The organism is Aquirhabdus sp., assembly GCF_046462495.1.
In the GTDB taxonomy this organism is placed as follows: Bacteria; Pseudomonadota; Gammaproteobacteria; order Pseudomonadales; family Moraxellaceae; genus Aquirhabdus.
Genome location: NZ_JBKGVE010000003.1, coordinates 71869 through 90108 on the forward strand (window position 1 = coordinate 71869; position 18240 = coordinate 90108).

General features: G+C 47.6%; 18 protein-coding genes. 9 read left to right on the forward strand and 9 right to left on the reverse strand.

Features of this window, described 5'->3' with window-relative positions; translation table 11 throughout:
* Positions 1–84: 84 nt before the first annotated feature.
* Positions 85–1356, reverse strand: a complete 1272-nt coding sequence (locus ACLHG7_RS02035) for an O-acetylhomoserine aminocarboxypropyltransferase/cysteine synthase family protein (protein WP_410209416.1) — start codon at positions 1354–1356, stop codon at positions 85–87.
* Between the two features lie 298 nt (positions 1357–1654).
* Here ACLHG7_RS02035 and cysK point away from each other — a divergent pair, with 298 nt between their 5' ends.
* Complete coding sequence (gene cysK, locus ACLHG7_RS02040; protein ID WP_410209417.1) at positions 1655–2662, forward strand: cysteine synthase A; 1008 nt, start codon at positions 1655–1657, stop codon at positions 2660–2662.
* A 73-nt stretch (positions 2663–2735) separates the two neighbouring features.
* On the opposite strand, the gene ACLHG7_RS02045 is transcribed toward cysK, so the two are convergent.
* The gene (locus ACLHG7_RS02045) at positions 2736–3116 is read right to left on the reverse strand and encodes a winged helix-turn-helix transcriptional regulator (RefSeq protein WP_410209418.1); all 381 of its coding nucleotides are present in this window, start codon (positions 3114–3116) and stop codon (positions 2736–2738) included.
* A 12-nt stretch (positions 3117–3128) separates the two neighbouring features.
* On the opposite strand from ACLHG7_RS02045, the gene ACLHG7_RS02050 reads away from it, so the two are divergent.
* The 5 genes from ACLHG7_RS02050 (at position 3129) to ACLHG7_RS02070 (ending at position 5599) form a co-directional block, all read left to right on the forward strand.
* Complete coding sequence (locus ACLHG7_RS02050) at positions 3129–3515, forward strand: DMT family transporter (protein ID WP_410209419.1); 387 nt, start codon at positions 3129–3131, stop codon at positions 3513–3515.
* A gap of 90 nt (positions 3516–3605) precedes the next feature.
* Complete coding sequence (locus ACLHG7_RS02055; protein WP_410209420.1) at positions 3606–4022, forward strand: hypothetical protein; 417 nt, start codon at positions 3606–3608, stop codon at positions 4020–4022.
* 63 nt (positions 4023–4085) lie between these two features.
* Positions 4086–4484: an MAPEG family protein gene (locus ACLHG7_RS02060; RefSeq protein WP_410209421.1), complete on the forward strand. Its 399-nt coding sequence runs from the start codon at positions 4086–4088 to the stop codon at positions 4482–4484.
* A gap of 141 nt (positions 4485–4625) precedes the next feature.
* Entirely contained in the window at positions 4626–5153 is a 528-nt protein-coding gene (gene ppa, locus ACLHG7_RS02065) for an inorganic diphosphatase (RefSeq protein ID WP_410209422.1), read from the forward strand.
* 95 nt (positions 5154–5248) lie between these two features.
* A complete protein-coding gene (locus ACLHG7_RS02070; RefSeq protein ID WP_410209423.1) occupies positions 5249–5599 on the forward strand; it encodes a RidA family protein in 351 nt (116 codons plus the stop codon).
* 20 nt (positions 5600–5619) lie between these two features.
* Here ACLHG7_RS02070 and pdxH read toward each other — a convergent pair whose 3' ends face one another.
* Positions 5620–6315 (reverse strand): pyridoxamine 5'-phosphate oxidase, encoded by a 696-nt coding sequence (gene pdxH, locus ACLHG7_RS02075; protein WP_410209424.1) that lies wholly within the window; start codon positions 6313–6315, stop codon positions 5620–5622.
* 41 nt (positions 6316–6356) lie between these two features.
* The gene (gene glmM, locus ACLHG7_RS02080) at positions 6357–7679 is read right to left on the reverse strand and encodes a phosphoglucosamine mutase (protein ID WP_410209425.1); all 1323 of its coding nucleotides are present in this window, start codon (positions 7677–7679) and stop codon (positions 6357–6359) included.
* Positions 7680–7913: 234 nt separating this feature from the next.
* Between glmM and ACLHG7_RS02085 the strand changes: the two genes are divergently transcribed.
* Positions 7914–8645, forward strand: a complete 732-nt coding sequence (locus ACLHG7_RS02085) for a hypothetical protein (RefSeq protein ID WP_410209426.1) — start codon at positions 7914–7916, stop codon at positions 8643–8645.
* 52 nt (positions 8646–8697) lie between these two features.
* Here ACLHG7_RS02085 and guaB read toward each other — a convergent pair whose 3' ends face one another.
* Positions 8698–10164, reverse strand: a complete 1467-nt coding sequence (gene guaB / locus ACLHG7_RS02090; RefSeq protein WP_114899581.1) for an IMP dehydrogenase — start codon at positions 10162–10164, stop codon at positions 8698–8700.
* Between the two features lie 335 nt (positions 10165–10499).
* Here guaB and ACLHG7_RS02095 point away from each other — a divergent pair, with 335 nt between their 5' ends.
* Together ACLHG7_RS02095 and ACLHG7_RS02100 are read left to right on the forward strand one after the other, a co-directional pair.
* The gene (locus ACLHG7_RS02095; RefSeq protein WP_410209427.1) at positions 10500–11294 is read left to right on the forward strand and encodes a hypothetical protein; all 795 of its coding nucleotides are present in this window, start codon (positions 10500–10502) and stop codon (positions 11292–11294) included.
* Positions 11295–11981, forward strand: a complete 687-nt coding sequence (locus ACLHG7_RS02100) for a hypothetical protein (protein ID WP_410209428.1) — start codon at positions 11295–11297, stop codon at positions 11979–11981.
* 10 nt (positions 11982–11991) lie between these two features.
* Here the strand turns inward: ACLHG7_RS02100 and ACLHG7_RS02105 are convergent, their stop codons facing one another.
* From ACLHG7_RS02105 to ACLHG7_RS02120, 4 genes are all read right to left on the reverse strand, one after another.
* Complete coding sequence (locus ACLHG7_RS02105) at positions 11992–12372, reverse strand: hypothetical protein (RefSeq protein ID WP_410209429.1); 381 nt, start codon at positions 12370–12372, stop codon at positions 11992–11994.
* 113 nt (positions 12373–12485) lie between these two features.
* Positions 12486–14150 (reverse strand): 2-oxo acid dehydrogenase subunit E2, encoded by a 1665-nt coding sequence (locus ACLHG7_RS02110; RefSeq protein ID WP_410209430.1) that lies wholly within the window; start codon positions 14148–14150, stop codon positions 12486–12488.
* The gene (gene aceE / locus ACLHG7_RS02115) at positions 14147–16939 is read right to left on the reverse strand and encodes a pyruvate dehydrogenase (acetyl-transferring), homodimeric type (RefSeq protein WP_410209431.1); all 2793 of its coding nucleotides are present in this window, start codon (positions 16937–16939) and stop codon (positions 14147–14149) included. The genes ACLHG7_RS02110 and aceE overlap by 4 nt, the downstream gene beginning before the upstream one ends.
* 221 nt (positions 16940–17160) lie before the next feature.
* Complete coding sequence (locus ACLHG7_RS02120; RefSeq protein WP_410209432.1) at positions 17161–18210, reverse strand: purine-nucleoside phosphorylase; 1050 nt, start codon at positions 18208–18210, stop codon at positions 17161–17163.
* Positions 18211–18240: the final 30 nt, after the last annotated feature.

Consider the following 18240-nt stretch of genomic DNA (forward strand, 5'->3'; position numbering starts at 1 on the left):
GGCCAACGCACAAAATAAAAAATCAGGATGGACAACTTCCTCCATCCTGATATCAAGGGAAAACCATCAAGTATGGCAAACGGCTTAGACTTTCGCCAATGCCTGTTCCAAATCGGCAATGATGTCATCGACATGTTCCAGCCCTACCGAAATACGCACCAGATCGACACTCACGCCAGCTTTCGCAAGCTCTTCAGGGTTAAGCTGACGATGAGTCGTGGTCGCAGGGTGAGTCGCTAAACTTTTCGCATCACCAATATTCACCAAGCGGGTGATCAACTGCAATGCATCAATAAACTTGGTACCGCCTTCCAGACCGTCTTTCACGCCAAAAGACAGAATGCCTGATGCTTGCCCCCCGAGATATTTCTGCGCCAGATGATGCTCTGGATGATCAGGAAGTCCTGCGTATTTGACCCACGTCACCTTGTCATGCTTTTGCAGATATTGCGCAACTTTCAGTGCATTCTCACTATGCCGGGCAATACGCAGCGGTAAGGTCTCTAAGCCTTGTAAAATTTGAAAAGCATTAAACGGGCTAATTGCAGCACCAGTATTACGCAGTGGCACCACGCGCGCACGGGCGATATATGCAGCCTCACCCAACGCCTCAACATAATTCACCCCATGATAGCTAACATCAGGGGTGTTTAGGCGCTTGAATCGCTCCGGATATTTGCCCCATGGAAACTTACCGCTATCAACAATCACACCGCCAATGCTGGTGCCATGACCACTGATATATTTAGTCAGGGAGTGCACGACAATATCCACACCATGATCAAAGGGACGCCCGAGGATGGGTGTTGATACCGTACTATCTGCAATCACAGGTATACCGTGCTGATGCGCGATGGCACTGATCGCTTCTAGATCCACAATATTGCCAAGTGGATTGCCAATGGTTTCGATAAATACCGCCTTAGTGCGGGAGTCGATCAGCTTGGCAATTTCTTCAGGCTTTGAATAATCAAAGAAGCGCACCTCGATGCCTTGCTGTGGGAAGGTATGCGCAAATAAATTATAGGTTCCCCCGTAAAGAGCCGATACGGAAACAATATTATCCCCCGTCTCGGCAATGGTTTGAATTGCATAGGTGATTGCAGCCATACCGGATGCCACCACCAGCGCACCGATTCCGCCCTCCAGCACTGCGAGACGCTGCTCAAGGACGGCTGTGGTCGGATTCATAATACGGGTATAGATATTACCCTGCACTTTCAGATCAAAGAGATCGGCACCGTGCTGAGTACTATCAAATGCATACGAAGTCGTTTGATAGATCGGTACTGCAACCGACTTCGTGGTGGGATCAGGGCTATAACCGGCATGGATGGCAAGTGTTTCAGGCTTCATGATTGTCCTAAGCAATTCTCTAAAAACTCATCATGCCTAAATCAAGACCCTTTTCGGGCATTTGCCATTCTAAAAATTTGAGATATGCTTTTTCAAAAAGCTGCAAATTATCCCGACGACTTATAACTTATCCTGCAAAGCATACTCAAAATGCACATTAAACACATTTTATTATTTATAAACAAATAGTTAATTATTTCACATTTACACAAACTGTTATTGATCATTGCCTGTATTTCAGTGCACCATAGACCTATATCAATTTTTCACTTCCGTCACCACCTTAAAAGATAGAATTATGACTATAGCAGCCCAAGCTTCTGAATCCGTAACGAAAAATTCTGGCATTGCCGTCTACAACTCCAATGCCGAATCGATTGGTAATACCCCGCTGATCCGCCTAAATAAACTGGCACCAGCTGGTGTGACCCTACTCGCCAAGATCGAAAGCCGCAACCCTGCAGCTTCGGTCAAAGACCGTATCGGCGCCAATTTAATTGCTGATGCTGAAGCACGTGGCGTTCTGAAAAAAGGGGTAACGATTGTTGAACCCACCAGTGGTAACACCGGGATCGCCCTTGCTTTTGTTGCCGCTGCAAAAGGCTATGAAATCATTCTAACCATGCCCGCCAGCATGAGTCTGGAGCGCCGCAAAGTGCTCAAAGCATTGGGCGCCAAACTCGTCCTGACCGATGCCGCACTCGGCATCAAAGGCTCTGTAGATGAAGCACAGCGCATCAAGGACAGCGACCCTGAAAAATACTTTCTGCCCCAGCAATTTGAAAACCCTGCCAACCCAGAAATCCATGTCAAAACTACCGGACCTGAGATTTGGGAAGCAACAGGTGGGAAAGTGGATGCCTTGGTCGCAGGTGTAGGCACGGGCGGAACCATCAGCGGCGTATCGCGTTACTTCGAACAAGTCAAAGGTCAGGCATTGCATAGTATTGCCGTAGAGCCCACTGAATCCCCGCTCATTACACAAACACGCAACGGCGAGCCGCTAAAACCAGCCCCGCACAAGATACAAGGTATTGGTCCAAACTTTCTACCGAAAAACCTCGATCTATCGATCGTCGATGAAGTGCAAACCGTCAGCAGTGATGAAGCAATTGCCTGGTCTCGTCGCTTAGCCAATGAAGAAGGAATCCTGAGCGGCATTTCCGCAGGTGCTGCAGTTGCTGCGGCAGTTAAAGTCGCAGAACGTCCAGAGTGGCAAGGCAAAACCATTGTAGTGATTCTGCCGGACTCAGGGGAGCGCTATCTGTCATCGGTACTGTTCGCAGGGCTGTTTGACGAAGAATAAAAATCTAAACTTGCGATACTCACATAATAAAAAATCCCCCTCGGTAACGGGGATTTTTATTATTCACCAGTACTTACTTAATATTCGCTGCGGCCCAAACATCAAGTGGTCGCAAAACCTCACTTAACGACATCCCTAAAGAACTCAAGCGATAGTCCACATGCGGCGGCACTGTTTGATAATCCGTGCGGATTACCCAGCCCTGTTGAATCATTTCTTTCAATGTTTGCGTCAGCATTTTCTGTGAAATGATTTCGATTTTACGCAGTAGTTCATTGTTACGCATCGTGCCGGAATCCAGTGCCCAGATAATATACAGAATCCATTTATTGGAAATCACCTCTATCAGTTGCCGTGATGGGCAGGCTTGGATGAACTGCTCTGCCGCAGAGAGCGGTATCGTTGAATCCATGTTGCTTTCAGGCTGGCGTAAGCTTTTTGTAAGAGAGTTCATGGTTACTCAAAAGTGCGTACTGGTCTACAAGTGACCATAGCGCTAAGCTGTCTGAAAATCAATGTGGGTATAGGTGTCATGGCGTGGCTTTTTATCGCAGCAGCAGGAATGGTAGAAATAGCCTTTGTACTCTTACTCAAATACTCCGATGGGCTCACCAAGCTCATCCCTAGCGTGCTGTGCTTCATCGCAACCTTTGCCAGTATCTTCTTGCTTGCACAAGGTACAAAGCACATCCCTATCGGGACTGCATATGCTGTTTGGGCGGGATTGGGCTCAGTGGGCGTAACGGCTGTAGGCATTGTATTCTTGCAGGAAAGCCCCTCGCCGATTCGCCTCATGTGCATTGCATTGATCTTGACCGGGATTATGGGTTTAAAACTCAGCGACGTGCATTGACCATTGAGTCAGAGGTGAAAGGTTGGGGTTATGAAAAAGATCATTTGTCTATATAATGGACGAGAACCTCTACTTATAGCGCGATGATCTATGGACGGAAAAATCTGGCTGTATTGTCTACTTTGTATATCTTCTACAACGGTTTATGCAGAATTAGGCACCCCGATGCCTCAGCAGATGCTGAATAATCTGAGTAGCGTAGATGTGGCTCCTTTAATCCAGCCCGCACCCCTGCACGATACCCACTTTCGTCAAAAGGGGTTTGATCGTGACTGCTGTCAGGAATCTCAGCAAGATTTGTCTCAAGCTCAAAACCGTTTCCACTTCGAAACCCAAAGTGTCTCAAAGTTCCCCCGACTCTTAAAATACGGAGTAACATTTATTGCACGCTCAATCGCGCTGAGCAGTGGTGTGACAGCACCGCAGGAATCATTTGGCATCGTGCCCAAAAATCTTGACCGTGCCCCGATCATTGCTCAGGAAGGAATTTTCAATATTCGCAACTGATTGCAGAAAATTTTATGCTTCTCATGGCATACTTAAGATATACAAATCACTGAATCTCATAACATGCACGCGCTCTCTTATGCCATCTATGCCATGATCGCCGCCAGCGTTCTACCCTTCTTTACCGCACAAATCTCCAAGATACTGGGCAAATTTAAGCTCAACGACAATCATAATCCCCGTGATTTCCAAAAGAATCTGACTGGTATCGCAGCGCGTGCCCAAGCCGCTCAAATGAACAGTTATGAAACCTTGCCTGTGTTTTTGGCTGCGGTTTTGATGGCTGAATATATGGTGATTAATCAGCATGTGATTAATCAACTCGCATGGACTTATGTCTTACTGCGCATCTTTTACATCGTCACTTATCTTGCTGACTTGGCGACATTACGCTCAATTATTTGGCTTTTGGGCTTTGCTTGTCCGCTACTCCTGCTCTACATGTCTGCAACTGCTGGCTAATTCATGTTCCCAAAGCATGCGTTAAATCGGGTTTTCAAAAAATTTAACGCATTGCTAACATGCAAACTCAAACATTGACGTGATTTGTCGCTATAATACGTAGCGCAAAATTTCCTATTCTAGACTTAATGAGTGTATGCGATGAGCTATAACAACATTCCAGCTGGCAAAGATGTTCCACATGACATCTATGTCGTAATCGAGATCCCAGCAAATAACGATCCAATCAAATACGAAATCGACAAAGATTCTGACGCGCTTTTCGTTGATCGTTTCATGGGTACACCCATGTTCTACCCAGCGAACTACGGTTATATTCCAAACACCCTGTCAGAAGATGGCGACCCACTAGACGTGTTGGTTGTTACCCCGTATCCAGTCGTTGCGGGTTCAGTAATCCGTGCACGTGTTGTTGGTAAACTCGACATGGAAGATGATGGCGGTATCGATGCGAAACTCATTGCAGTTCCACACGACAAATTGACCCCCATCTACAAAGATGTTAAAGAATATACCGATTTGCCACCATTATTGATCAAGCAAATCGAACACTTCTTCACACATTATAAAGATCTTGAGCCAGGCAAATGGGTCAAAATCAGCGGATGGCAAGGTGCTGAAGTTGCACGTCAAGAAATCCTCAAATCAATCGAAGCTGCTAAAAAGTAAGCTCTAATGTTTTGAGCGAAAAAATGCCCCTGTTTTGGGGCATTTTTTATTGTGGATATTCGCACATTACATATTTTTCTATTCAGGAGTCACTGATGAGTATTATTCGTAAACATGTTGGGCCTCGCATGAGTGAAATCGTGATTCATGGCGATACGGTTTATCTTGCAGGTCAAGTCGGTGAAACCGGCAAAACAGTAGAAGCACAAACCGCTGAAGCACTGGCTTTAGTGGATAAATTCCTCATTGAAGCCGGTTCTTCGCGGCAGCACATTTTGCAAGTGATTATCTGGCTCAAAGACATTTCTGATTTTGCTGGCATGAATAGCGTATATGACGCATGGGTTCCTGAAGGTCATACCCCAGCACGCGCAACCAGCGAAGCCAAGCTTGCTGATCCCTCACTATTAGTTGAAGTCATTGTCACCGCGGCATTGGTGAAGTAAATATGAGCATGCCTTGAAGCTTAAGGCATCAATCGTTCAATGACCCACTTCTGAGTTGTGGGCGCCGTCTCGATATCATCTACTAGGCGATATTGCAGACGGTCATGCAAACGGCTTTTTCGCCCCTGCCAGAACTCAAAGACTTCGGGCAATATGCGGTAGCCGCCCCAGAACTCAGGTTTTGGAACGACAGAGCCTTCAGGATATTGCTGCAATAAATCTTTAAAACGCTGATCTAGAACATCACGGGTCGCAATCACACCGCTTTGTGGCAAACTCGCACATGCGGCAACTTGGCTACCATGTGGACGGCTATGAAAGTACGCTGTTGACTCTGCTTCTGTCAGCTTTTCAACTGGACCGGCTATTCGGATCTGTTGCTCAAGCTCATTCCAAAAGAGCAGCACTTCAGCATATGGGTTATTCGCCAAGTCTTCGCCTTTATGACTATCATAGTTGCTATAGAACACCGCACCATGCTCATCAAATTGGCGTAGCAGTACCGTTCTGGCACTCGGGCGACCTGACATGTTGGCGGTCGCCAAGGTCATGGCATAAGGTTCTTTTTGATTGCTGGTGAGGGCATGATCAAACCAGCGTTTAAACTGCTTAAAAGGATTGGGGTCCACATCCGCACGATGCAGCGCCCCTTTCTCATAAGACTGACGTAAAGAAGCCAAATCACTTCGATGGGTTAACTTGGTTAAATCCGTCATGCCTTCAGCACTCAATAAAAAAACTAAGAAAACAAAAGCAATCAGCTTAGACGTGTGCGTACTAGGTCGGCCAGATCATTGGCAAGCTTGGTCACTTGAACTTCGTTCTCGCCCTCAACCATGACCCGAATCATCGGCTCAGTACCAGATTTACGAATCAGCAATCGACCACGACCCGCTAGCGATGCTTCTGCCTTGGCAAAGGCCTCTTTTAGTACTTCATCCGCAAAGGGATCACGCATTTCTGCCAAACGCACATTGACCAACACTTGTGGGAAGACTTTCAGCACAGAGGTGAGCTCCGCCAGAGATTTGCCCTGCTCAATCACCGCAGACAGGACTTGCAGCCCCGCGATCAGCGCGTCACCAGTCGTGCTCTTGTCCAGACACAGGATATGACCTGATGCCTCTCCACCCAATTGCCAGCCCGCCTCATCCAATGCCGCCATGACATAGCGGTCACCGACGTTGGCGCGTTTAAAGGCAATGTTCTGATCACGCAGTGCGAGCTCCAGTCCCATGTTACTCATTAGTGTTCCGACCACACCCGGCGCGGGTTGACTCGGACGCGTGGCCAGTACATACAAAATACTATCTCCATCGACCAGTTCACCGCGATGATCGACCATCACAATACGATCACCGTCACCATCGAGTGCAATGCCGATATCAGCACCATTCTCAACCACAGCTTTTTGCAGTGCTTGGGGATGAGTTGAACCGCAACCGTCGTTGATATTCAAACCATTCGGCGCATTAAAAATCGGAATCACGGTAGCACCCAATTCACGTAGAACGGCCGGGGCGACGACATAGCCTGCACCATTGGCACAATCAATCACGATCTTTACACCGCGTAGACTTAAGTTATAGGGAAAGGTTGACTTACAGAACTCAATATACCGCCCCGCTGCATCGGTAATACGATTGGTTTTACCCAATTGATCTGGTGCTTCAATGGTAATCGGCAATGCGAGTTGGGCACTGATCTCATTTTGTACTGCGTCATCCAGCTTCTTCCCTTCGCCAGAGAAAAACTTAATCCCATTATCAAAATAGGGATTATGCGACGCGGAAATCACAATGCCAGCATCCGCGTGAAATGCACGGGTCAGGTGGGCAATGGCTGGCGTCGGTAGCGGTCCGAGCAAACGCACATTCACACCTGCAGCATTGAGGCCCGCTTGCAGCGCAGCCTCAAGCACATAACCTGACAGCCGGGTATCTTTCCCCACCATCACTTGCGCCCGCCCTTGTGCCGCAAGGACTTTACCTGCCGCATAACCTAATTTTAATGCAAACTCAGGCGTAATCGGATCATCACCAAATTTGCCACGGATCCCGTCAGTTCCAAAGTGACTCATGCCTAATTTCCTGTTCTTTTATTAATGCGTTGATTGTGACAAATTATGTATCTCGGACGCAAATGAAAGCGCGACTGATGATGCAATAATCAACAGATATCACATCTTTCAAACAATTCCACACCGATTTCACGCAAAATTCACTCGTTCTATCGTACGATAGAAATCAATGATCAGGCACTGCGATCCCACTGCCGCAGGTAATATCTGAAAAGATTGATTTTGGAGTAAGCTTTGAAAAATGCGACACCGCTCAAGACCATTCCCACCTGTAGCTCTATGGGCGTGCTCATTTTGTCTACAGAACATGATGCAGAGGCGACTCAGCTTAAAAGCAATATTTTATCCAGTGGTGGCTATGTCGAACGTCAGGCGATTTGTACCGTCCAGATTCATCCCGATATGACCTGTTTATCCTATGTTATTAGCGACTATGCCGCGATTAAAACACTGCGTAAGCACCGCATGATTCTCGCGGCCATAGGCAGTGGTACCCTGCTCTGTTGCCCTGAACGCCAGCAAGTGATCTTGCAACGTCGCTCAAGTTTAGTTGATACTTACCCCCATAAACTCTCGGCTTTTGGTGGGCACTTCTCACCAGATCGCGACAGTCTGGGCCATGGCGCGCTCATCGACACCTTGATCGCCGAACTTCAAGAAGAAGCTGGGATTGACTTACTCACTCTTAGTGCAAACTTTGTTGATGATCTACCACCCATTTATATGATTCATGAGCCCGATACAGGTGCCATTCAATTTACTCCACTTGCTTTTGCACTCACTCCAGATCAAGCCGATCGGGTCATCGGCAGTGAAGAAGGCGCGATTGAGGTTTTCCATCTAGTCGAGGACGTAGAGACGCTGATGGATGACAGCCAATGGTCGCAGATGGGCTTTACCTGTTTTCAGACTTGGCGTGAGCAAGGATTTCCTGTACAGAAGAATTGGGTAGGTCCCACTATCTAAGCGCATAAAAAAACCAGCACGAATGCTGGTTTTTTCTTTAAACAACAATCCATCAACCCACGCGATAGTTCGGCGCTTCTTTGGTAATGGTTACGTCATGCACATGCGACTCTTGCATACCTGCAGCGGTGATCTTGACGAACTTCGGTTCGCTACGCATCGTCGGAATGTCTTTAGAACCGGTATAACCCATCGAAGAACGCAGACCACCCACCAACTGATGCACGATACCGCTCATTGGGCCTTTATACGGTACACGGCCTTCAATGCCCTCTGGCACCAACTTCTCAACACCATCTTTGGCATCCTGGAAGTAACGATCACTGGAGCCTGACAGACCAGACATCGCACCGAGTGAACCCATGCCACGATAAGCCTTGAAGTAACGACCCTGGAAGAGTTCAACTTCACCCGGAGCTTCTTCAGTACCCGCAAGCAATGAACCGACCATGATACAGCTTGCACCCGCAGCGATTGCCTTGGCTACGTCACCAGAGTAACGAATACCGCCATCCGCAATCAGTGGAATCTGCTCTTTCAGTGCGCGGGCAACGTTATCCACTGCAGAAATCTGCGGTACACCGATCCCAGCAACAATACGAGTGGTACAGATCGAACCAGGGCCAATACCGACTTTCACGGCATCTGCACCCGCATCAAGCAATGCAAGTGCAGCATCGCCAGTTGCGATATTGCCACCAATCACTTGAATATTTGGAAACTCGCGTTTAATCCAGCGTACACGCTCAATCACACCGTTGGAATGACCATGTGCAGTATCAACCACCAATACATCGGCACCAGCTTCAATCAACGCGATCACACGATCTGGAGTCTCTTTACCTGTACCTACTGCTGCGCCAACACGTAAACGACCCAAATGGTCTTTACAAGCGCTTGGATAGAGTTCCGCTTTGCGGAAGTCGTTAACGGTGATTAAACCTTTAAGGGTGTAGTCATCGCCAATCACCAGCACTTTTTCAATACGATGCTGATGTAACAACCCTTTGATATGTTCGCTTGATTCGCCTTCACGCACCGTAACCAATTGGTTTTGCGGGGTCATGATGTTACTGACAGGCTGCTCAAGATTAGTTTCAAAGCGCATATCGCGGCTAGTCACGATACCCACTACTTTGTCACCAACCACAACGGGTACACCGCTAATACGATGAGCAGTAGTCAATGCGATAAGCTCGCCTACACTTAAATCAGGGCTAACGGTAATCGGATCTTTTACCATTCCCGCTTCGAATTTCTTAACACGACGGACTTCAGCGGCTTGCGCTGCGATATCCATATTTTTATGAAGGATCCCAATACCGCCTTCTTGTGCAATCGCAATCGCCATACGGGATTCAGTCACAGTATCCATCGCAGCAGAAACAAGAGGAATATTCAGATCAATGCCGCGCGTTAAACGCGTCTTGAGCGACACATCTTTAGGGAGTACGTTGGAAAAAGCAGGAAGTAACAACACGTCGTCGAAGGTGAGGGCTTCTTGTACGATAGTCAGCATGGTGTCCTCATGGTGCTTATAACACTGTAATTTCAATGCGGCATTATACACAAGGGCAACTCATTAGTCTGTAACCTGTTGCATGTACGTCATGAATAACGATCAATTTGCCACTGAATACTGATCAACATCTTCTCTGAGTACTACTAGCGATTCAATTAAAATAAATTGTCCAACAATACTTAAACTAAAAATACGAAATTTGACCGCAAAGGCTACGATCAGTTAGGATTTTTGATACCATATTCCTCTAAAAACACCAACAAACATCTGACTTCTTGTAAGACAAGTGCTATAAAATATGTAGGATAGTATCCTAACGCTCGTCATTGGCTATGTTGACCCAATCCAGAAAAACCTTGATTCTCTTAATTTGCCTGATTCTGATCGCAGCGATCTTAGGGGGAATGTTTGCCAGTTGGTTTATATTCAAACATGTCGATGCCAAACTACTCATCCAAGATCAAAAAGCCACGGTTGAGCTCCCACCCGTTTTTCCTGCCCGAGCTAAAATTCTCAATAACCTTGATATCATGCTACAAGGCAAGATCGAGACTGTCGCCCCTGTCAATCAAACAATCACGGTACCTATCGACGATACCTTAAATATTCTGGCAACTTTCGACAGCAAAATGCCAATCAAGATGAATATCCCGATCAAAGATACGATTCCACTGGATCAAGTGATCCACGTCGACTCCCAAGTTCAAGTGAAAGTACTGGGACGCTATATCACGCTACCACTGCGCGGGGATATTCCAATCAAGACAGCCATTCCGATTGAATTGAATGTGCCGGTTGATCAGGATATCGACTTAAAATTTACCACACCATTGAAAGCCAAACTCAAGCAGAGTCTACACGTGCCACTGAAGGCCGACATCCATACTACCATCCCAGTCAGTGGCATGATGTCGGTGCCTGTTAAGTCCGATCTGGAAACAACAATTCATATTGATCAGCCACTAGATATGATGATTAAGCGAACCGAGCTGAATATCCCACTGCGCACGATTAAGCTACATACCAAAAATTCGACATCACCCACCCCCAAGACTCAAGCACAGCTTGAAGACCTGCTCATAGCACCACCAAGCGAGACAAGTAACACACCTCAGGCCAAACCCTAAATGCGTAGCCTACATATTCTGCTATTTGGACTTGGCTTTCTGGGGCTCATTGCGCTCGGGGGAAGTCTAGGATTTTGGTTATATCGCAGTTTGTTCATTGAGTTGCAGTTGAAGAATCAACCTGCAACCATCGTATTACCGAAGCAGCTTGATGCAGACGCGAATATCACCAATATCGTCAAAATTCGACTCGATGGACAGCTCCATGCCGACGTCCCAATTCATCAGGATTTTGCAATCCCACTGCATTACGATGCCGAGAGTAATATTGAGATGAAAGCCGATGTCCCTGTGCGCTTTACCCTTAAAGTGAATCAGACCATCCCGATCCATAGCTATACGGATATTGAAGCCACAACCGATCTGATTTATCAGAGTCGTTTTTTACCAACCCTACCCATCAAGATTCGCTTACCCCTGGAATTCAACCTGCCCATCGCACTCAATGTGCCCGTAGATAGTCATGTGAAATTTGATTACAACGGCCCGATGAAGCTTCAGTTTAACCAAACGACGCATGCCAACATTCACGAAACACTGCATTCGCTCATCCCCATTCATCGCGATATCGCAGCTCCGATGTATTCAGAGCTGAAGCTACAGATATTCCCACCCACCACGCCGCTACCAATTGTGATCCGTGATAGCACACTGCACTTCCCTGCTCAGGCATTGACCTTAGAATGAGATGAAACCATCACTGATTGATGATGTGATCCATTTGAGCTTGTTTGAATGCCGCAGCCTTTTGTTGTAATGGCGTGGGTTTGAAATTTGATCCTTCTTGATCGGGTTCTTGCTTGGACAACTCGGTATGAAACGTCGTGCCTTTGGTCGTGTCCACAACGCGAGGTCGCGCTTGACCATGCTGTTTATCAGAAAAAGCTGCTTCTCCGCGCTTGCCTTGCGACTCATAGACCGTAATTTTACCCACGGATTCAGCTTGATCAGATTTGATCAGATGCATCACCGCAGTCTTGAGCTTGACATGCTGTTCTTCCGGCATTAAAAAATCAGCCCCGACAACACCTACTGCAATCACGCCTAATACTGCAAAACTATTTTTAATAAGAGACATAATGAACCGTTATATTTATTTATAAAAAAATAAGGACTGATCGATTTAACCAGTCCTTAGTGTACTACTTCTCATTCTAACGTATTTTCAAGATATTGCAGTTACAACTGCAATTACAACAGCACCCGCCTTAAGTCGCCCAATAACACAGCTAGAGCCCGTGCAAAACGGGCAGCATCCACGCCATTAATCACACGATGATCATAAGACAATGACAATGGCAACATCAGGCGTGGCTGGAAGGTCTGACCATCCCAAATCGGCTGCATCGCCGCAGGTGACAAGCCTAAGATCGCCACTTGCGGCCAATTCACCAGTGGGGTAAAGCCTGTGCCGCCCATAGCACCTAAACTGGAAATGGTAAAGGTTGCACCGGACAGGTCATTCGGCCCCAGTTTCTTATCGCGAGCCTTTTGACCCAGCTCACCCAATTGTTTGGCGATCTCACGAATGCTCAAACGATCTGGATTGCGCAGCACAGGCACGATCAACCCATCATCCGTAGCAACTGCAATACCCAAGTGAATTTCTTCACGCACTTTAATGGACTTGTTATCGTCATTTAAATGGCTATTGAAACGTGGCTCTTGCAGCAACAAATGCGCTGTTGCTTTAGCAATGAACGCCAAAATGGTTAAACCAATCCCGGCTTTCTTATAGCCATCTTTCAGCTCAATGCGTAGGGCTTCAAGCTCGGTGATATCCGCATGATCAAACTGCGTCACTTGCGGCATATACAGATTCAGAGATAACTGCGGAATCGCCGCCTGCTGCAAACGGGTCAGTGGCTCATCGTGAGACGCCCCCCATTTACTCAGGTCTGGTAATGGCGGTAAACCAGATGCCGCAGTGAATATACCGCCGCCAGCACTTGCAGCAGGCGCAGTGGTGAGCCGTTGTTTGACATAAGCATAAACGTCTTCTTTAAGAATACGACCATTGAGACCGCTCGCCTTCACTTTAGTCAGGTTGACACCTAACTGACGTGCTGTTTGCCTCACCGCAGGTCCTGCATAGACATCGGCGTTTTGACTTAAGTCTTCATTCACTGTCACGCTTTGTGCGGATTGAGGTGCCGTGCTCACTGCCTGTGCTTTAGTCTCAACAGCCGGAGCTTTTTCTATTATGGCTATGGCTGGTGCCTGTGTATCTTTGTCAGAAGCAGACAATTGCGTAATCTTTGTCGCACCGCCACCAGAAGAACCGCTTAATACCAGTAATGCAACGCCTTGCTTGACCGTTTGACCTTGCGTCACTGCAATACTTTCAACCGTACCTGCCGATGGACTTGGGATTTCGACGCTGGCCTTGGCAGACTCAACCACCACTAGACTTTGACCCGCAGTAACGACATCGCCCACCTTGACCAGAATCTCAGAAATATCGGCTTGATCAACACCAAGATCAGGCACCTCAACCGATTGAGAAGTTGGTGTCGATGACGCCTCAGCCGTAGGCTTTACATCCGCAACTGGCGCGGCGGGTTTTGCTTCCTCAGCAGGCCTACTTTCCACAGGTGCAGCAGTAGCGGTCGAACCAGACAACGTAAACAGTGCAACACCTTCTTGCACCATGTCGCCAAGCTTAATCAGAATGGCTTCAACCACACCATCCGCAGGACTCGGTACTTCGACACTGGCTTTAGCGGACTCAACCACAAGCAAGCTCTGATTCTTTTCAACCTTATCGCCCACTTTGACCAAAATTTCTGAAACTTCGGCTTTTTCTACACCCAAGTCTGGGGTCTTGACTTGATAGCTTTGATCGTTAGCACTCATGATGATACCTCCTGCGAAGTTGCAGGGGTATCGGCGACGGGCTCTCCATCGGCAATATCCGCTTCAATGCCTTCAAGCGGTGCAGCTTGATCGGGAACATGCGGTGCAGGGGCGTCATGGTTATTTTCAAGATGTGGCTGCGGCAACCATGGCGGTGGTAAGGTGGTCTCTAACTCAAAACTTGAAATCGCATCTTTCACCAAACGCACATCAATTTCATCTTCATCAGCCAGTAACTTCAATACCGCAACCACAATGTTGGCAGCATCGACACCAAAGAATGAACGTAGATTTTCACGGGTATCCGAACGACCAAAACCATCCGTACCCAGAGTCACATAAGGACGATGATCAGGCAGGAAGCTACGGATTTGTTCGCTATAGGCACGGATATGATCGGTAGCCGCCAAAACCACACCCTTATGCGGTGCCAGTTGTTCTGCGACCCAAGAGACTTGAACAGGATCATGAGGATGCAAGCGGTTGTGGTAGTCCACCGCCATACCATCACGCGCCAACTCATTAAAGCTGGTTGCACTCCAGACGTTAGCATGGATGCCATATTCATCTTTCAATAGTTTGGCCGCTTTGATCACCTCACGCAGAATCACACCAGAGCCTATCAGTTGCACTGTTGCATCTTCTTCTTTCTGGAAGAGGTACAACCCTTTACGAATCCCCTCTTCCACGCCTTCTGGCATTGGCGGATGGGTATAGTTTTCATTCATCAGTGTGAGGTAATACAGCACGCGCTCGCCTTCAGAATACATGCGGCGTAAACCATCCTGCACGATGACCGCCAACTCGTAACCAAAGCAAGGATCGTAGCTCACAACGTTTGGCACAGTCGCTGCCAAGACATGCGAGTGTCCATCCTGATGCTGCAAACCTTCGCCATTGAGTGTGGTACGACCTGCGGTTGCACCCAGTAAGAAGCCTTGTGCTTGGCAATCCCCTGCAGCCCAGATCAAATCACCCACACGCTGGAAGCCAAACATCGAGTAGAACATATACATTGGAATCATTGGCAAGGCATTGGTCGAATAACTGGTACCCAGTGCAATCCACGCCGATGTTGCGCCCGCCTCGTTGATGCCTTCTTCAAGCATATGTCCAGTTTTATCTTCACGATAATTCATCAACTGTTCATTGTCTTCTGGGGTGTACAACTGACCCACGGCTGAGTAAATTCCCAACTGGCGGAACATGCCTTCCAGACCAAAAGTGCGTGCTTCATCCGGCACAATGGGAACAACACGTGAGCCGATATCTTTGTTTTTGAGCAAAATCGAGATAATCCGTACCATCACCATGGTCGTGGATTGCTCTTTATTTCCAGAACCTTCCAGAACCGCTTTAAAATCTTCCAGTTCTGGGGTCGTCAGTGGGATATGACCACTACGACGTGCGGGTAATGCGCCGCCTAATGCTTCACGGCGTGCATTCAGATAACGAATTTCTGGAGAGTTTTCGGCCGGACGGTACAGCGGCAGATGTTCCAGTTCCTCATCGGTAAACGGTAAGTCGAAACGATCACGGAAGTACTGTAGCGATGGCATTCCCATTTTTTTGATCTGGTGACTTTTATTGGCGCTTTGCACTGCATCGGACAAGCCATAACCCTTCACGGTCTTCGCCAGAATCACGACTGGTTGCCCGACCGTTTTCATCGCCGCATCATAGGCTGCATAGACCTTCACGGGGTCATGACCACCGCGATTCAGATCATCGATTTCCTGATCAGACATGTTGGCAACCATTTCTGCCAGTTCTGGGTATTTGCCAAAGAAGTGCTCACGAGCATATGCCCCACCATGCGCTTCAAACGCTTGGTACTCCCCATCCACCGCGTCCTCCATACGCTGTCTTAAAGCACCAGTCACATCGCGAGCCAACAAGGCATCCCAACGACGGCCCCAGACCACTTTAATCACACGCCAGCCGGCACCGCGGAAACTGGACTCTAGCTCCTGAATGATTTTGCCGTTACCGCGCACAGGGCCATCAAGACGTTGTAGATTACAGTTAATCACCCAGATCAAATTGTCGAGCTTTTCACGACCAGCCAGACCAATCGCACCTAAGCTTTCTGGCTCGTCCATCTCACCATCGCCTAAGAATGCCCAGACTTTACGATTTTGTGTTTCCAGTAGGCCACGGTTCATCAGATACTTTTGCACATGCGCTTGATAGATCGACATGATCGGTCCCAAGCCCATTGATACAGTTGGGAATTGCCAATAATCCGGCATCAAATAAGGATGCGGATAGCTGGATAAACCTTTACCGCCGACTTCACGACGGAAGTTCTGTACTTGCTCTTCGGTCAGACGTCCTTCCAAAAAGGACCGTGCGTAAATACCGGGTGCCGAGTGACCTTGGTAATAAATCATGTCACCACCAAAATGATCATTGGCGGCACGGAATACATGGTTAAAGCCCACATCATAGAGCGTTGCTGATGACGCAAACGTTGCTAAGTGTCCACCGAGTTCATCATTATTTTTATTGGCGCGGAGTACCATCGCCAACGCATTCCATCGGATCAAGGCGCGAATACGGCGTTCCATATGCGCATCACCCGGAATACTCGGCTCTTCTTCAGTCGGGATGGTATTGATATATGCGGTGTTGAAGCGTTGGATCGGGACATGGGCACTAATGGCTTGCTGGTAGAGCGTTTTAAGCAAAAAAGCGGCACGATCTACACCAACATTCTTAATTACTGCATCAAAGGCTTCTTGCCATTCTTGAGTTTCGAGCGAATCTGGGTCTTGATAAAATGGCATATCTGGGGTCTCTTAAAATCCTTCTTGGTGCCTTCTATGAAACGCTTTTTATGTGACAGAGGCAAGATAGTTATAGCGACTGGAATAGATATTTTGTTGTATTTATAGTGCTAAAAAAACAAAATACCATTTGAAATAAATACAGGGCGATCTTAGACCTCCGCCCTGTAGTGAACAATGTCAAAAATGGTCATTTCTCTAGACTTGAGTAATATCCCGACTTACTCCCAGTCCTGCCAATGGGTCGTCAGTTCCGATACCCATGCATTGCCCACGCGGTACAAATTTTCACGGGAAATATCGAAGCCACCAGAGTTGGCTTTTAAGGATTGCTCAGCGGTTTGCTTGGGATAAGGACGATCATAATTCGACGCAGAGCGCAGTACAGCGACACGACTTATATCAGCTAGACCCGCATCTGCCGCACGACTAATCGCAGTCAACGTTGCATTGTCTTCTTGCTGGGTGGTGCAGTATTCGCCTTTACCATCAGTGAGTAATTTTCCCCACTGAGTTGCCCGCTCGCCGAGCAGTTTTCCATGCCACCACGTGTTCCCAGATAGGGTTGTACAGGTGAGGACAAACGGGGCTTTTTTAGCGGTCGCATCAAGATAATGTGCACGATATTTTTGCGCAGTCTCATCATCCACCAAGGCTGTTGCTTTGGTTAGATCAAAGAGTCGCTTGGTGAGTTTTTCATCCAGTTTAAACACTTCGTTTTGATACTCTAAAACGGGTTTTTTTAATGGGTCAAACGTACCGATACCCACATAGCCAGTCGGCCAACTTTTCGGTTTTTCACGGGCATCAAACTCTTGGGCAATGCCAAAGTCCACCACATAATCTGACCATGCAACACTCCCCGTGCTTGCCATATGCGGATTCATCCCCGCAATGCCCGCCACCATAAAATAGCTTTTGCGCCAGTCAAAAGTCGTATTCTGTAAAAGCGCCGTGACCGTCGTTGCGACATTGGCATAGCCCATCCCCGTCGTCACCTGACAAATCCCCGCATCCGTACAGTTAAGAGTCGGGTATTGAGGATTTAAACCGGCAACTTTGATCTTCTGCGTAAATTTCAAATGGTCTTGCCAAGGCTGTGCCTCGGGCTGAAACATACTGATGATGAGAAGCTTAGGCGCAAGTTTCGTCGAAGATGCCATCACTGGCACAGGTACAGTTGGCTCAGTGGCATAGATACTGGTCGTAAGGGTTGCTAGACAGAACCCGAAGAGACCCAGAGCAGAGGTAATCGTTGATGCTTTCATCATAGGGGTGCCTAATAAATCATTTTTAAAAAT

Bases quoted from the DNA above. Each gene is read 5' to 3' on its own strand.
- ACLHG7_RS02060 (WP_410209421.1), top strand. From the start codon at position 4,086: ATGCACGCGCTCTCTTATGCCATCTATGCCATGATCGCCGCCAGCGTT.
- guaB (WP_114899581.1), bottom strand. From the start codon at position 10,164: ATGCTGACTATCGTACAAGAAGCCCTCACCTTCGACGACGTGTTGTTA.
- aceE (WP_410209431.1), bottom strand. From the start codon at position 16,939: ATGCCATTTTATCAAGACCCAGATTCGCTCGAAACTCAAGAATGGCAA.
- ACLHG7_RS02055 (WP_410209420.1), top strand. From the start codon at position 3,606: ATGGACGGAAAAATCTGGCTGTATTGTCTACTTTGTATATCTTCTACA.
- ACLHG7_RS02035 (WP_410209416.1), bottom strand. From the start codon at position 1,356: ATGAAGCCTGAAACACTTGCCATCCATGCCGGTTATAGCCCTGATCCC.
- ACLHG7_RS02110 (WP_410209430.1), bottom strand. From the start codon at position 14,150: ATGAGTGCTAACGATCAAAGCTATCAAGTCAAGACCCCAGACTTGGGT.
- ACLHG7_RS02045 (WP_410209418.1), bottom strand. From the start codon at position 3,116: ATGAACTCTCTTACAAAAAGCTTACGCCAGCCTGAAAGCAACATGGAT.
- ppa (WP_410209422.1), top strand. From the start codon at position 4,626: ATGAGCTATAACAACATTCCAGCTGGCAAAGATGTTCCACATGACATC.
- glmM (WP_410209425.1), bottom strand. From the start codon at position 7,679: ATGAGTCACTTTGGAACTGACGGGATCCGTGGCAAATTTGGTGATGAT.
- ACLHG7_RS02095 (WP_410209427.1), top strand. From the start codon at position 10,500: ATGTTGACCCAATCCAGAAAAACCTTGATTCTCTTAATTTGCCTGATT.
- cysK (WP_410209417.1), top strand. From the start codon at position 1,655: ATGACTATAGCAGCCCAAGCTTCTGAATCCGTAACGAAAAATTCTGGC.
- ACLHG7_RS02120 (WP_410209432.1), bottom strand. From the start codon at position 18,210: ATGATGAAAGCATCAACGATTACCTCTGCTCTGGGTCTCTTCGGGTTC.
- pdxH (WP_410209424.1), bottom strand. From the start codon at position 6,315: ATGACGGATTTAACCAAGTTAACCCATCGAAGTGATTTGGCTTCTTTA.
- ACLHG7_RS02070 (WP_410209423.1), top strand. From the start codon at position 5,249: ATGAGTATTATTCGTAAACATGTTGGGCCTCGCATGAGTGAAATCGTG.
- ACLHG7_RS02105 (WP_410209429.1), bottom strand. From the start codon at position 12,372: ATGTCTCTTATTAAAAATAGTTTTGCAGTATTAGGCGTGATTGCAGTA.
- ACLHG7_RS02100 (WP_410209428.1), top strand. From the start codon at position 11,295: ATGCGTAGCCTACATATTCTGCTATTTGGACTTGGCTTTCTGGGGCTC.